General features: G+C 64.9%; 19 protein-coding genes. 7 read left to right on the top strand and 12 right to left on the bottom strand.

Annotated elements, in window-relative coordinates; all coding sequences use genetic code 11:
• Positions 1-47 precede the first annotated feature (47 nt).
• On the bottom strand, positions 48-305 hold the full coding sequence (locus QJT78_RS10680) for a hypothetical protein (RefSeq protein ID WP_049807599.1): 258 nt from the start codon (positions 303-305) through the stop codon (positions 48-50).
• Between QJT78_RS10680 and QJT78_RS10675 the strand changes: the two genes are divergently transcribed.
• From QJT78_RS10675 to QJT78_RS10665, 3 genes are all read left to right on the top strand, one after another.
• Positions 213-419 (top strand): DUF465 domain-containing protein, encoded by a 207-nt coding sequence (locus QJT78_RS10675; RefSeq protein ID WP_008546179.1) that lies wholly within the window; start codon positions 213-215, stop codon positions 417-419. The genes QJT78_RS10680 and QJT78_RS10675 overlap by 93 nt on opposite strands.
• Positions 420-545: 126 nt before the next feature.
• Entirely contained in the window at positions 546-764 is a 219-nt protein-coding gene (locus tag QJT78_RS10670; RefSeq protein WP_028151670.1) for a hypothetical protein, read from the top strand.
• A 21-nt stretch (positions 765-785) separates the two neighbouring features.
• Complete coding sequence (locus tag QJT78_RS10665; protein ID WP_028151671.1) at positions 786-1,037, top strand: hypothetical protein; 252 nt, start codon at positions 786-788, stop codon at positions 1,035-1,037.
• 62 nt (positions 1,038-1,099) lie between these two features.
• Here the strand turns inward: QJT78_RS10665 and QJT78_RS10660 are convergent, their stop codons facing one another.
• Positions 1,100-1,813, bottom strand: coding sequence for a GGDEF domain-containing protein (locus QJT78_RS10660; protein ID WP_028151672.1), 714 nt, complete (start codon positions 1,811-1,813; stop codon positions 1,100-1,102).
• Between the two features lie 140 nt (positions 1,814-1,953).
• Here QJT78_RS10660 and purE point away from each other — a divergent pair, with 140 nt between their 5' ends.
• Both purE and QJT78_RS10650 read left to right on the top strand, forming a co-directional pair.
• Positions 1,954-2,442, top strand: coding sequence for a 5-(carboxyamino)imidazole ribonucleotide mutase (gene purE, locus QJT78_RS10655; RefSeq protein ID WP_028151673.1), 489 nt, complete (start codon positions 1,954-1,956; stop codon positions 2,440-2,442).
• The gene (locus QJT78_RS10650) at positions 2,439-3,545 is read left to right on the top strand and encodes a 5-(carboxyamino)imidazole ribonucleotide synthase (protein WP_028151674.1); all 1,107 of its coding nucleotides are present in this window, start codon (positions 2,439-2,441) and stop codon (positions 3,543-3,545) included. The genes purE and QJT78_RS10650 overlap by 4 nt, the downstream gene beginning before the upstream one ends.
• A 36-nt stretch (positions 3,546-3,581) precedes the next feature.
• Here the strand turns inward: QJT78_RS10650 and aqpZ are convergent, their stop codons facing one another.
• Positions 3,582-4,304 carry an aquaporin Z gene (gene aqpZ / locus QJT78_RS10645; RefSeq protein ID WP_028151675.1) on the bottom strand — a complete coding sequence of 241 codons (723 nt, stop codon included), beginning with the start codon at positions 4,302-4,304 and terminating at the stop codon, positions 3,582-3,584.
• A 264-nt stretch (positions 4,305-4,568) separates the two neighbouring features.
• Here aqpZ and rpsU point away from each other — a divergent pair, with 264 nt between their 5' ends.
• Both rpsU and QJT78_RS10635 read left to right on the top strand, forming a co-directional pair.
• Positions 4,569-4,865: a 30S ribosomal protein S21 gene (rpsU, locus tag QJT78_RS10640; protein ID WP_014492442.1), complete on the top strand. Its 297-nt coding sequence runs from the start codon at positions 4,569-4,571 to the stop codon at positions 4,863-4,865.
• 139 nt (positions 4,866-5,004) lie between these two features.
• Positions 5,005-5,658 (top strand): tetratricopeptide repeat protein, encoded by a 654-nt coding sequence (locus QJT78_RS10635; protein ID WP_038943162.1) that lies wholly within the window; start codon positions 5,005-5,007, stop codon positions 5,656-5,658.
• A gap of 86 nt (positions 5,659-5,744) precedes the next feature.
• Here the strand turns inward: QJT78_RS10635 and QJT78_RS10630 are convergent, their stop codons facing one another.
• The 9 genes from QJT78_RS10630 to QJT78_RS10590 form a co-directional block, all read right to left on the bottom strand.
• Positions 5,745-6,719: a hypothetical protein gene (locus QJT78_RS10630; RefSeq protein ID WP_028151677.1), complete on the bottom strand. Its 975-nt coding sequence runs from the start codon at positions 6,717-6,719 to the stop codon at positions 5,745-5,747.
• A 93-nt stretch (positions 6,720-6,812) separates the two neighbouring features.
• The gene (locus tag QJT78_RS10625) at positions 6,813-7,097 is read right to left on the bottom strand and encodes a cupin domain-containing protein (protein WP_038943164.1); all 285 of its coding nucleotides are present in this window, start codon (positions 7,095-7,097) and stop codon (positions 6,813-6,815) included.
• A 13-nt stretch (positions 7,098-7,110) separates the two neighbouring features.
• Positions 7,111-8,208 (bottom strand): ionic transporter y4hA, encoded by a 1,098-nt coding sequence (locus QJT78_RS10620; RefSeq protein ID WP_028151678.1) that lies wholly within the window; start codon positions 8,206-8,208, stop codon positions 7,111-7,113.
• A gap of 60 nt (positions 8,209-8,268) precedes the next feature.
• A complete protein-coding gene (locus QJT78_RS10615) occupies positions 8,269-9,069 on the bottom strand; it encodes an alpha/beta hydrolase (RefSeq protein WP_028151679.1) in 801 nt (266 codons plus the stop codon).
• A 21-nt stretch (positions 9,070-9,090) separates the two neighbouring features.
• Complete coding sequence (locus QJT78_RS10610; protein WP_193375942.1) at positions 9,091-9,261, bottom strand: hypothetical protein; 171 nt, start codon at positions 9,259-9,261, stop codon at positions 9,091-9,093.
• Between the two features lie 20 nt (positions 9,262-9,281).
• On the bottom strand, positions 9,282-10,679 hold the full coding sequence (locus QJT78_RS10605) for an NAD(P)(+) transhydrogenase (Re/Si-specific) subunit beta (protein ID WP_038943165.1): 1,398 nt from the start codon (positions 10,677-10,679) through the stop codon (positions 9,282-9,284).
• 39 nt (positions 10,680-10,718) lie between these two features.
• Complete coding sequence (locus tag QJT78_RS10600; RefSeq protein WP_014492434.1) at positions 10,719-11,036, bottom strand: proton-translocating transhydrogenase family protein; 318 nt, start codon at positions 11,034-11,036, stop codon at positions 10,719-10,721.
• Between the two features lie 11 nt (positions 11,037-11,047).
• Positions 11,048-12,175: a Re/Si-specific NAD(P)(+) transhydrogenase subunit alpha gene (locus QJT78_RS10595; protein WP_028151681.1), complete on the bottom strand. Its 1,128-nt coding sequence runs from the start codon at positions 12,173-12,175 to the stop codon at positions 11,048-11,050.
• Between the two features lie 138 nt (positions 12,176-12,313).
• A complete protein-coding gene (locus QJT78_RS10590) occupies positions 12,314-12,466 on the bottom strand; it encodes an aa3-type cytochrome c oxidase subunit IV (protein ID WP_008136857.1) in 153 nt (50 codons plus the stop codon).
• Between the last annotated feature and the right edge of the window lie 137 nt (positions 12,467-12,603).

Genomic DNA, 12,603 nt, shown 5'->3' with positions numbered 1-12,603 from the left:
ATGTAACGAATCGTGAGTAAGGAACCGCGCTGGAAAAATCCATGATATCAACGTGCTTGCGCAATGCCGTAACGAATCGTCGAAATATCTTGCGAGAGTTCGGTGAGCGACGGCCCGAGATCGCTTGCGATCACGGCGCGCAAGGACGATAATTTCCACAGGGCATCCACAGCCTTGAATCTCACGCCCATCGGGTTTCGGCCACCGCGAACATGACCAATGAAGACGAGCGTGAGCTCGAAGCCGAGCTCACCCGGTTGCAGCAAGAACACCGAGATCTCGATGCCGCGATCGATGCGCTGCATCAATCGCCAGCCCCCGACCTGTTGCGGTTACAACGGTTGAAGAAGCGCAAGCTGTTGTTGCGCGACCGTATCGCGTTCATCGAAGACCAGATCACGCCGGACATCATCGCCTGATCCGCGAGGCCCTTTTTGTGGCAGCTCGCCGCATCCGAATCCGCTTGACTCGAAAAGAACAAAATAGGAACATTTGGGTATCCCACCGCCCCAGGAAACGCCCAGGAACCCCCGAGGACAACGCAGATGTCGGCAACCGCCCTTCTCGACAACAGCCATTATGAACAGGCCTGCGACCAGGCGATCGCGATGTGCGACGGCAATCTGCGCAGCACCATCAAGGCGCTGATCATGGCCAACGAATATCTGGAAGCAGAGCTGGAAGAATTACAGGCGGCGATTTCAGCCGGCTGCATTCCCGAGACCGCACGCGGCAAAGTGCGGAGCAACAGCAGCGCCGCCTGAGTTCAACATCGGAGCAACGCCATGTCGGATGTGACCTACTACGTTGCAATGCCCTTCCTGATCGATGCCGACGGATCGCCTGTCGCGGGCGCCGCGGAGGAATGCCAGAGCTCGGCGGCCGCGTTGCGGCGCGCCGAGATCATGGCGCACGGTGCCGGCCATATCGGCGCGGTTGCGTTCAGCCGCAGCGGCGATCCCATGACCGGCGAATTCGGCGACGCCACGCTGCTGCGCAAATTCGGCAACGTGCCGGAAGATCTGGCCACGCTGTAAGGGTTGTGGCTCGAGCATGATCTCCGCGTAGCGCGGTCCGCGTTTGTCGCGAAGATCGTGCCCTAGTTGCCGACCAGCCTGATCAGCGGCTCGTGCCGCCGGTGCGCCTTGCGCACATACATGGCGGCATCAGCCTCCTCCAGCGCGCGACCTGCATCGGACTGCGCCCCCAGCAGCGCGACACCTGCGGAGGCGCCCGCGGTCACGCGCTGACCGCGAAAGGCAAACGACAATTCGTCGATCGCCTGCTCGAAGGTCGCAGCCTTCGCCTTGGCGTCGGTCTCGCTGAGATTCCAGAGCAGCAGCGCAAACTCGTCGCCACCAAGCCGGCCGACCACGTCCGAGGCGCGGACCTGCCGCGTCAGGGTGGCCGCAATCGCCTTGAGCACCTCGTCTCCGGCGGCATGGCCGAAGGAATCGTTGATCGGCTTCAGGCGATCGACGTCGAGGACGATCAGCGCGCCGCTGGCGCGGTAGCGCTTCATGTAGGCGATGGCGCGCGCGAGCTCGCGCTCGAAGCCGCGCCGGTTCGGAATCTCGAGCAGGAAATCGGTGTCGGCCGCGGCTTCCAGTTCCGCGATCCGCCGCTCCGCCTCCTTGAGCTTGCTCCGCAAGCCGCGGATGGTCGCCCTGGTGTCGTCGGCGGCCGACGCTCCGCGCCGCGCCGGCTTGGCCGAGCGCTTCGCCAGCCGCCTGGGAGCGGCTTTGGAGCGGCTGGCGCTGGTCTTTCGGCCCTTTTTGGCCTTCGCAGCGCTTGCCCTTTTTGGTTTCTTCATGGGCATCCTGCTCAATGAAGGCTTGCGGGGATTCACCAAGACAGGATAGTGCATTCCCTTCTCCTTGCCACCGCCTTGCGAGCCACCGGCCGGAACCGTTAATCTGGCCTATCTTTCTGTTTTCCAGCACAATTGACGTCATGACCGCGCCGATCGCCATCATCATGGGAAGCCAGTCGGACTGGGAGACGATGCGGCATGCCGCCGACACGCTCGCAGCGCTCGGCGTTGCCGCCGAGACCCGCATCGTTTCGGCACACCGCACCCCCGACCGGCTGTTTGCATTCGCCAAGGGCGCCAAGGCGGCAGGCTATAAGGTCATCATCGCCGGCGCGGGTGGCGCTGCGCATCTGCCCGGCATGGCGGCGGCGCTGACGGAACTGCCCGTGTTCGGCGTTCCCGTCGAATCCAGGACGCTCAAGGGCATCGATTCGCTCTATTCGATCGTGCAGATGCCCGCGGGCATCCCGGTCGGCACCCTCGCCATCGGCAAGGCCGGCGCGATCAACGCGGCGCTGCTTGCAGCTTCAGTGCTCGCATTGTCCGACCCGGCCCTGGCCGACCGTCTCGCCGCCTGGCGCAAGGCACAGACCGAGGCGGTTGCGGAGCGCCCGGAGGACAAGGCGTGACTGACGCAAAGCAGGTGAAGCTGAAGCCCGGCGACACCATCGGAATCCTCGGCGGCGGACAATTGGGGCGGATGCTCGCTATGGCTGCGGCGCGGCTCGGCCTGCGCTGCCAGGTATTCTCGCCCGATCCGGACTCGCCCGCCTTCGACGTCGTGCTGAACGCGACCTGCGCCGAATATGCCGACGTCGAAGCGCTCGAGCTGTTCGCCAACGACGTCGACGTCATCACCTACGAATTCGAGAACGTGCCGTCTGCCGCCGCGATGGTGCTGGACGCGCGCCGCCCGGTGCTGCCCAACCGCAAGATCCTCGAGACCACCCAGGACCGGCTCGCCGAGAAGGATTTCGTGACGCGGCTCGGCATCGGCACCGCAGCCTATGCCGACGTCACCTCGGTCTCCTCGCTGCGCGAGGCGATCGCCCGGATCGGCCTTCCGGCGGTGCTGAAGACCCGCCGCTTCGGCTATGACGGCAAGGGCCAGGCCATCATCCGCGAGGGCGACGACATCGCCAAGGTGTGGACCAGCCTCGCCACCAAATCGGCGATCCTGGAAGCCTTCATCCCGTACGAGCGCGAGATCTCCGTGATTGCGGCGCGCTCGGCGACGGGCCAGGTCGAGTGCTTCGACGTCACCGAGAACGAGCACCGCGACCACATTCTGAAGATATCCCGCGCCCCCGCACAGATTCCAGATGCGCTCGCGGAAGAAGCGCGCAGCATCGCCGGCAAGATCGCCGGCGCGCTCGATTATGTCGGCGTGCTCGCGGTTGAGATGTTCGTGCTCGCTAACGGCACCGGGCCGAAGGTGCTGGTCAACGAGATCGCCCCGCGCGTGCACAATTCCGGACACTGGACGCTCGACGGCGCCTCGGTCTCGCAGTTCGAGCAGCACATCCGCGCCATTGCCGGCTGGCCGCTCGGCAAGGCCGTGCGCCACGGCGAAATCGTCACCATGACCAATCTGATCGGCGACGAGATCAACGATTACGAGAAGTGGCTGAGCGCGCCGGGCGCGACCGTGCATATCTACGGCAAGGGCGCACCGCGCCCCGGCCGCAAGATGGGCCACGTCACCGAAGTCAGGCCGACAAAGGGCAAGTAGCGGGACCACGGCGCATGCCGCGATCCCGCCTTTCGATCAGGCCGTCTTCGCGCCCGCGACGACGCCTGAGGGCTCCTCGCTGAGCCAGCGATAGAGCACCCCGCCCAGCGCGCCGCCGATCAGCGGTGCGACCCAGAACAGCCAGAGCTGCGCCAGCGCCCAGCCGCCGACGAACAGTGCGGGCCCCGTGCTGCGCGCCGGGTTCACCGACGTATTGGTGACGGGGATGCTGACGAGATGGATCATCACCAGCGCGAGCCCGATCGCGAGCGGGGCGAAGCCCGCGGGCGCGCGGCCATGGGTGGCGCCCATGATGACGAACAGGAACATCATGGTCATCACCACCTCGGTGACGAAGCAGGCGATCAAGCTGTACTGGCCGGGCGAATGCGCGTCGTAGCCGTTCGACGCAAAACCCTTGCTGACATCGAATCCGGGAGCACCGCTGGCGATGATGTAAAGCAGCTGGGCGGCGACGATTGCGCCGCAGACCTGCGCGATCACGTAAGGCAGGATCTGTCCCGCCGGGAAGCGTCCTCCGGCGGCAAGCCCGACGGTGACGGCCGGGTTGAGGTGGCAGCCCGAGATGTGCCCGATCGCATAGGCCATGGTGACGACGCTTAAGCCGAACGCCAGGGACACGCCGACCAGGCCGATTCCGACCTGCGGAAAGCCGGCGGCGATCACCGCGCTGCCGCAGCCTGCGAATGTGAGCCAGAATGTGCCGATCGCCTCGGCAGCGTATTTCTTCATATCCATGTGACGTCTCCCCTAACTCCAGGAATTTCCTGAGCAAAGCTCCGGGAACTGCCCCACCCTTGGCGCCGAATCACCCAAATCGGGGCCGTACGGAGGTATTTTCGCCTTATTTAATGGCTGAACTTGGCCCGAAAACCTGCTTGGCAGGTGGACATCGCGGGTTTTGTCTGATACATCCGCGCCCTCAAGGTTAAGGGCTTGTGCGTTTCGCCATCCCCTTTGACTTATCAGAATTCAAATCCGATCCACTGAAGAGGATGCCGCGTGCAGGTTCTCGTTCGCGATAACAATGTCGATCAAGCCCTTAAGGCGCTGAAGAAGAAGATGCAGCGCGAGGGAATTTTCCGCGAGATGAAGCTCCGCGGTCACTACGAGAAGCCCTCCGAGAAGAAGGCCCGTGAAAAGGCCGAGGCTGTGCGCCGCGCGCGCAAGCTGGCCCGCAAGAAGCTGCAGCGCGAAGGCCTGCTGCCGATGAAGCCGAAGCCGGTGTTCGGCGCCGGTCCCGGTGGTGATCGTGGCGGCCGCAGCGGCCCGGGTGCAGGTCCGCGCGGACCGCGCTGATTCTGCCTGCAAGACTTCAGTTTTCCAAGACTTCGGTTTTCGATGACGCGGGCCCCTGGCCCGCGTTATTGTTTTGTGAGCGGTGCCTTCTCTGGGACGGGGGCACTACCGATGCGGCACCAGCGCGAGCGAACCGTAGATGGCCTCCCCTTTCCCCGAACGCCGCCTGGCGCGGCTACGCCAGATCTGGCGACAGCCGTTCGCGCTCGGCTTGATGGGGATCGTGCTGTGCGGCTGCTCCTTCGACCTCGGCTCCATGATGCCCGAGAAGGAGAAGCCGCAGGAAGCGCCCAAGGCCGCTGCGACGGCCGCCGACAGCGCGGTCAGCGCGGGTAATGTCAGCGAGGCCCAGGCTCACACCGCAAAAGGCCAGACCCTGGCAAAGGCGGGGGAGACGGCTGGGGCGCTGGACGAGTTCAACCGGGCCGTCACGCTCGATCCCTACAACGCGCAGGCACTTTATGGTCGCGCCCTGATCTATCAGGGCAACAACGAGCATAATTTCGCCATCGCCGATTTCAGCACCGCCAACGGGCTCAATCCGCAAAAGGTCGAGCCGTTGCTCGGCCGCGCCATCAGCTATCTCGCCATCGGCAAGGTCAAGGAAGCGGCGGCCGATCTCGATGAGGCCTCCGAGGTCGATCCACACAACGCGCAGGTGTGGACCGCGCGGGGACAGGCCTATGAGCGGCTGGGTGACAAGGCCAAGGCGGCCACGTCCTACAACAAGGCGGTCGCCCTTCGTCCACGCGACGATACCGCCCGCAGCGGTCTCGCCCGCGTCGGCGGCTGACAGCGCTCCTAGAGATCCTTGTTTTGACGGGTTTTCTTCACGCGAAACGGTGTCCACTTCGCTCGAAAACGCTCTCAGCCACCGCCTTAATCGGGGGTGGCGCTCTTCGGCAGGACGGAGTTGAACATCGACTTCATGCCCGACAGCATCTCGTCGGCAACATTGGTCTTCTTCGGCCGCGGCATGGTCGCGCCGGCATCGGCACGCAGGTCGAGTGGCGGCGCGATCACCGGCACCGGAATGTCGGCCGGTGGCGTCATCCGGTTCGGATCGTCGTTGCCGATCGAGGCGGTGTAGGGCGGATTGACCGGCGACACGCCGCCATTGCCATAGGCTTCGGACGAAGGCGTCGACACCGTGATCGGCGGCGGCAGCGGACGGAGCGCGGACGGCTCCGCAGGAATGACACGCGGGGCTTCCGGGGTGCGGGAGGCTTCCCGAACCGCAGGCTCCGGCGATCTCTCGGCCGACTTGGTTTCAGCCGGCCGGGCTTCGGAAGGCTTGCTCTCGGTAGACTTGCTTTCGGAAGACTTGGTTTCGGAAGATCTGGCCTCGGCGGCCTTGCCCTCAGGCGACTTGCGCAGGCGCTCGATGGCGGCGCGCGCGAGATCGTTGGCGTCAGGGGTCGCAGCCGGGGACGCCGGCGCCGAATTGGCCTCGACCACCGGGGTGGTGGCGGGAGCCGTGACAGCCGGAGCGGACTTGGCGGCCGCCTTCTCACGCGCCGGGTTGCGACCGCGCGGGTTGGTCTCGGCGGGAGCAACGTCCGCGGCCTTGGTCTCGGCCGGGTGTTCGCCGGATTTGTCGGCGGGCTTCTCGGCCGCCGCCTTGTCGGTCACGCTCTTCTCGGAGACGCCTTTGGCCTTGACGCCGGGGGCCGGGAGGTTGGCCACATCGGAGGGCTTGCCGCTCTTGCCGGCATCGGCAGGCGCTACCACGGCTGCGGGGGCATCGGCCGCCGGCCTGGCGTTGATGTAGTGGTTAACGATGTATGCCCCGATGATCGTCGCGAGCACCGAGGGGAAAATATCCATCGAGATTTTAGCGAGGTATTTCAGCATTTCTCGGCCACTCCCCGCGCGATCAGATGCGGGAACTTTGGGGCATTGTAAGGGATCAACTGCGACGGATCGATGGCAAAGGGTTCGCTCGCCTTACGGCTTCAGCTCGATCTCAAGGAACACGATCTCGGTTGAGGTTTCGTTAAGTACGTCGTGTTGGACGCCGGCCTTGCGAAAGTAAGATTTTCCGGCCGCGAGCTGCGCCTTGGAACGCTCGCCGCCGGGCGCCACGATGGTCATCTCGCCGGCGACGACGGGAACAATGCCATAGTCCATGCCGTGGGTGTGATGCCCGGTCGCGCTGCCCGGGGCGAGCCGCCATTCGGTCACCCGGACCTGCTCGTTGTCGACCTGAACCTCGGATTTGGCGGCAAGCATCGGGAATTTCCTTCTACGGCACGAAAACCATGAACACGTAGACGGCAAATACCACCATATGGACCAGCCCGAACAGGACATTGGTCCTGCCGGTGCCGAAGGTCAGCATGCTCAACAAGAATGTCAGGAACAGGAGTGCGGTGTTCGCCGGGTTCAGGCCCAGAACCAGCGGCTGGTCGAGCGCGTAGGTGGCGAGCCCGACCGCCGGAATGGTCAGGCCGATGGTCGCGAGCGAGGACCCGAGCGCCAGGTTGATGCTCTTCTGGAGGTCGTTCTTGCGCGCCGCCGCAATCGCCGAGACGCCCTCCGGCATCAGGATCAGGAGCGCCACCAGGAGGCCGGCGAACGCCGGCGGAGCGCCGATCTTGGCGGCAACGGCATCGACCACCAGCGAGAACTTCTTGGCAAGGAGCACCACGGCCAGCAGCGAGATCAGCAGCAGCGCGATGCTGAGCGCCAGCATCCTGCCCGACAGATGGGCCTCCCCGCCTTCGCCGTCCGCCCGCTCGTGGACGAAGTAGTCCTTGTGCAGGACGGTCTGGGTGTAGAGGAACACGCCGTAGAGCACGATCGTTGCGAGATCGACGAAGCCGAGCTGGAGCGTCGAATAGATCGGGCCCGGCGTGGTCAGCGTGTAGTTTGGCATGATCAGGGTGATGGTTGCCATCGCAATCAGCACGCTGAGATAGACGTTGGCGCCCGAGACCTGAAAGCCCTGCTCGCGATAGCGCATGCCGCCGATGAAGACGCAGAGGCCGACCAGGCCGTTGCAGACGATCATCACGACCGCGAACACCGTGTCGCGCGCGAGTTCCGGTGCCGGCTTGTCGCCCAGCATGATCGTGGTGATCAGCGCGACCTCGATGATAGTCACCGCCAGCGTCAGCAGCAGCGTGCCGTAGGGTTCGCCGATGCGTTCGGCAATCACCTCGGAATGATGAACGGCCGCGAACACGGTGCCGAACAGGATCACCAGCAGGACGATCGCGAACAGGCCGCCGCCGGCCGTCAGCGTGAAGCCGTAGCCAGTCGCGGTCACGATCAGGAACAGCAGCACCGCCAGAGCGGGGAAGATCCAGGACGACCGCGGCATCGGTCCGTGTGCGCTCATGCGGGCGATTCCTTCCAATGGGAGACCGATTATGCGCGAGAAGATCGCGCACGTCAGCCCTCAGGACCTATTGATGAAGTTTCGCGCGATCTCGATGGCGCCAAAGCTGCCGAGATCGTCGTGCCCGCCGCCGGGAATGCGGACGAACTGCTTCGGCTCGCGGGCCAGCGCAAACAATTTCTCGCCGAATGCGATCGGGATGGTCTGGTCCTGCGCGCCATGCATGATCAGGAGCGGAGCCGCGACGCGTGCGATGCGCTCGTCCGAGTGGAAGGGGTCGCGGATCAGGAGGCGAACCGGAGCGAACCAGAAATGCGCGGCGGCGACGTCGGCGATCGACGTATAGGGCGCCTCGAGGATCAGCTTCCCGACCGGATGTTCGGAGGCGACGGCGACCGCAACGCCGGTCCCGAGCGAGAAGCCCCAGACGACAAGGCGCCGGGCGTCATAGCGCGCCGTCGCGAACGCGTACGCAGCCGCGCCATCGCGCAGCAGGCCATCTTCGCCCGGTGCGCCGCTGGAGCCCGAATAACCGCGATAGGACAGCGCGACGAGACCGGTGCCGTCGGCCGTGATGGCCTTGAAGTGCCCGGCAAGGCCGGCGAGAGAATCGCCGTTGCCGTGGAAGAACAGCACCACGGCACGGCCAGGCTTTGGCGGCACGTGCCAGACGATGACCTTCTCGCCGTCAGACGTCGTCAGGACATGCTCTTCGGCGTCTGGAAGTCCCGCGGCCGCGGGCGCCGTGCGCTCGGCCGTCGGTATCGGAAACAGCATGGCGCGCTGTTTGGCAAACAGCAGGACGAGACCGGCGAGGTAGCCGGCCGCAAGGATGGTGGCGGTCCATTTCAGGAATGTCATCGCGGCCCGCCATTCCGGAGTTCAGGACTTGCGGCGGCTCTTGAGCAGTTTGAGGACGTCCGGCCGGATGCTCAAGGGAATCTCGCGGCAGCCGCACGCCGCCGCATGGGCGACGTGCCATGCGACACGCTGCTCGCGGGTCGCCTTCGGTGGCATGCGATGGGACCGGTGCCACTCCTTGTTCAGGGCCACGGTCCGCTCGCCTTCCCGCGCTACATCGCCTTGACGATGTTCTCGGTGACCTTCTTGGCGTCGCCGAGCAGCATCATGGTGTTGTCGCGATAGAACAGCGGATTGTCGATGCCGGCATAGCCGGAGGCGAGCGAGCGCTTGATGAACATCACGGTGCCGGCCTTCCAGACCTGGAGGACGGGCATGCCGTAGATCGGCGAGGTCTTGTCCTCTTCAGCCGCCGGGTTGGTGACGTCGTTGGCGCCGATCACGAAGGCGATGTCGGCCTGCGCGAATTCGGAGTTGATGTCCTCGAGCTCGAACACCTCGTCGTAGGGGACGTTGGCCTCGGCGAGCAGCACGTTCATGTGGCCGGGCATGCGGCCCGCGACCGGATGAATGGCGTACTTCACCTCGACGCCTTCCTTCTTCAGGATGTCGCCCAATTCGCGCAGCGCGTGCTGGGCTTGCGCCACCGCCATGCCGTAGCCGGGCACGATGATGACCTTCTGCGCGTTCTTCATGATGAAGGCGGCGTCGTCGGCCGAGCCGAGCTTGGCGGGCTTCTGCTCGCCGCCGCCAGCGCCGGCCGCGGCGGTCTCGCCGCCGAAGCCGCCGAGGATGACCGAGATGAAGGACCGGTTCATCGCATGGCACATGATGTAGGACAGGATCGCACCGGACGAGCCGACCAGCGCGCCGGTGATGATCAGCGCGGAATTGCCCAGCGTGAAGCCGATGCCGGCCGCGGCCCAGCCGGAATAGGAGTTCAGCATCGAGATCACGACCGGCATGTCGGCGCCGCCGATCGGGATGATCATGAGCACGCCGAGCGCCAGCGCGATGATGACGATCAGCCAGAAGTCGAGCGCGCTGCCCGACATCACCAGCCCGACGATGAAGACGACGAGCAGAACGGCGAGCACGATATTGATGATGTGGCGGAACGGCAGGATGATCGGCGCGCCGCTCATCCGCGCGGACAGCTTCAGGAACGCGATCACCGAGCCGGTGAAGGTCAGCGCGCCGATGGCGACGCCGAGCGACATCTCGACCAGGCTCTGCGGATGAATGTTGCCGGGGGTGCCGATGTCGAAGGCCTCGGGCGCGTAGAACGCGCCGGCGGCGACCAGCACCGCGGCCATGCCGACCAGCGAGTGGAAGGCGGCGACTAGTTCCGGCATCGAGGTCATCGGCACGCGGCGGGCAATGACCGCACCGATCGCGCCGCCGATCGCGATACCAACGATGACGAGCACCCAGGCGAGGCCGTCTGCCGGCGGATGGTTGGCGAGCGTGGTGGCGACCGCGATCGCCATGCCGATCATGCCGAACAGATTGCCCTGGCGCGACGAAGCCGGGCTCGACAACCCGCGCAGCGACAGGATGAACAGCACTCCCGCCACGAGATACAAAAATGCAGAGAGGTTGGCGCTCATCTCAGGTCCCCATTGATCCCATCAGCCCGAGGTGGCCGCTTACTTCGACTTCTTCTTGTACATCGCCAGCATGCGCTGGGTGACAAGGAAGCCGCCGAAGATGTTGATGCAGGCGAAGATCAGAGCAACGAAGCCGAAGGCGCGTGCCCAGCCTGAGCCGCTCGATACATTGGCGACGCCGCCGGCGAGCAGCGCGCCGACCACGATCACCGAGGAGATCGCGTTGGTCACGCTCATCAGCGGCGTGTGCAGCGCCGGCGTCACCGACCACACCACGAAATAGCCGACGAAGACGGCGAGGACGAAGATCGACAGCCGGAAGATGAAGGGGTCGACGACCTGTGCTGCATGCTCCATGGCGGCTCTCCTTAAACCTTCGGCTGGAAGTTCGGGTGGATCACGGCGCCGTCCTTGGTCAGGGCGGTGGCCTTGACGAGCTCGTCGTCCCAGTTCACGGCGAGCTTCTTCTCTTTCTTGTCGACCATGGTCTCGATGAAGGAGAACAGATTGCGTGCGTAGAGGCTGGAGGCCGAGGCCGCGACGCGGCCCGCGACGTTGGTGTAGCCGACGATCTTGATGCCATCGAGGTCGACGACCTCGCCGGGCCTGGCGCCCTCGACATTGCCGCCACGCTCGACCGCGAGATCGACCAGCACCGAGCCCGGCTTCATCGACTTGACCACTTCAGCGCTGACGAGCTTCGGCGCAGGCCGGCCCGGAATCAGCGCGGTCGTGATCACGATGTCCTGCTTCTTGATGTGCTCGGCGGTGAGCGCGGCCTGCTTGGCCTGGTATTCCTTGGACATTTCCTTGGCGTAGCCGCCGGCGGTCTGCGCGTTCTTGAACTCCTCGTCCTCGACGGCGAGGAACTTCGCACCGAGCGATTCCACCTGCTCTTTCGTCGCGGGCCGCACGTCGGTCGCGGTGACGATGGCGCCGAGACGGCGCGCGGTCGCGATCGCCTGGAGGCCGGCAACGCCGACGCCCATCACGAACACCTTTGCGGCGGGCACGGTGCCGGCGGCGGTCATCATCATCGGGAAGGCGCGGCCGAAGGCCTCGGCCCCCTCGATCACGGCGCGGTAGCCGGCAAGGTTCGCCTGCGACGACAGCACGTCCATCACCTGCGCACGGGTGATGCGCGGCATCAGTTCCATCGCGAAGGCGGAGACGCCGGAATCGGCGATCGTCTTCAGCGCGGCCTCGTTGCCGTAGGGGTCCATGATGGCGATGACGAGCGCACCGCGCTTGTACTGCGCGAGCTCGGAGGCTTCGGGACGCTTCACCTTGATGATGATGTCGGCGTCCTTCAGCGCATCGGCGCTGACGGTGGCGCCCACGGCGGTGAATTCGGAATCCGGCAGGCCCGATTTGAGGCCGGCGCCCGGCTCGACGGCGATCTCGGCGCCCAACGCCTTGAACTTCTTCACCGTATCAGGCGAAGCGGCAACACGCGGCTCCGACGGATCGATTTCCTTGGCAACGGCGATCTTCATAGGCCCTCCGGCGACGCGGGACAGCGCGCGCGCAAACTTAAGCGTTACTCCCGCAGCGTTCGATACCGGTTTTGGGACCGGCTTGGATGCAAATTTTGTAGGCGGCAGCTGCTGCTGGCGTGTGCAGCTGCCGATAGGTCAGGTCAGGAAGATCGCCATCAGGATCACGATGAGCGCGACCGAGGCCGTGCCGTACTTCACCAGCTTGATGAAGCCCTCATAGGTCTGCTCGTGGGCAACGTAGTCGTTGCCGTCGGCGGTGGTGTACGCCACTTCGCTATGGTCAGCCATGTATTGTCCCCAGTCGAAAGTCGAATTCTTGGGCTGGGATACCGCAAACCTTCGGGCAGGGCAACGGCACCGATGGCCGGTTTTCGGGCAAATGAGGTGATTTGGAATTCCGATTGCCGGGAATCCGGCTGGCGCGC

Source organism: Bradyrhizobium sp. Mp27 (genome assembly GCF_029953005.1).
Taxonomy (GTDB): Bacteria; Pseudomonadota; Alphaproteobacteria; order Rhizobiales; family Xanthobacteraceae; genus Bradyrhizobium; species Bradyrhizobium barranii.
The sequence above is the reverse complement of the archived record's forward strand: the minus strand, read 5'-3'. Positions and strand labels throughout refer to the sequence as shown.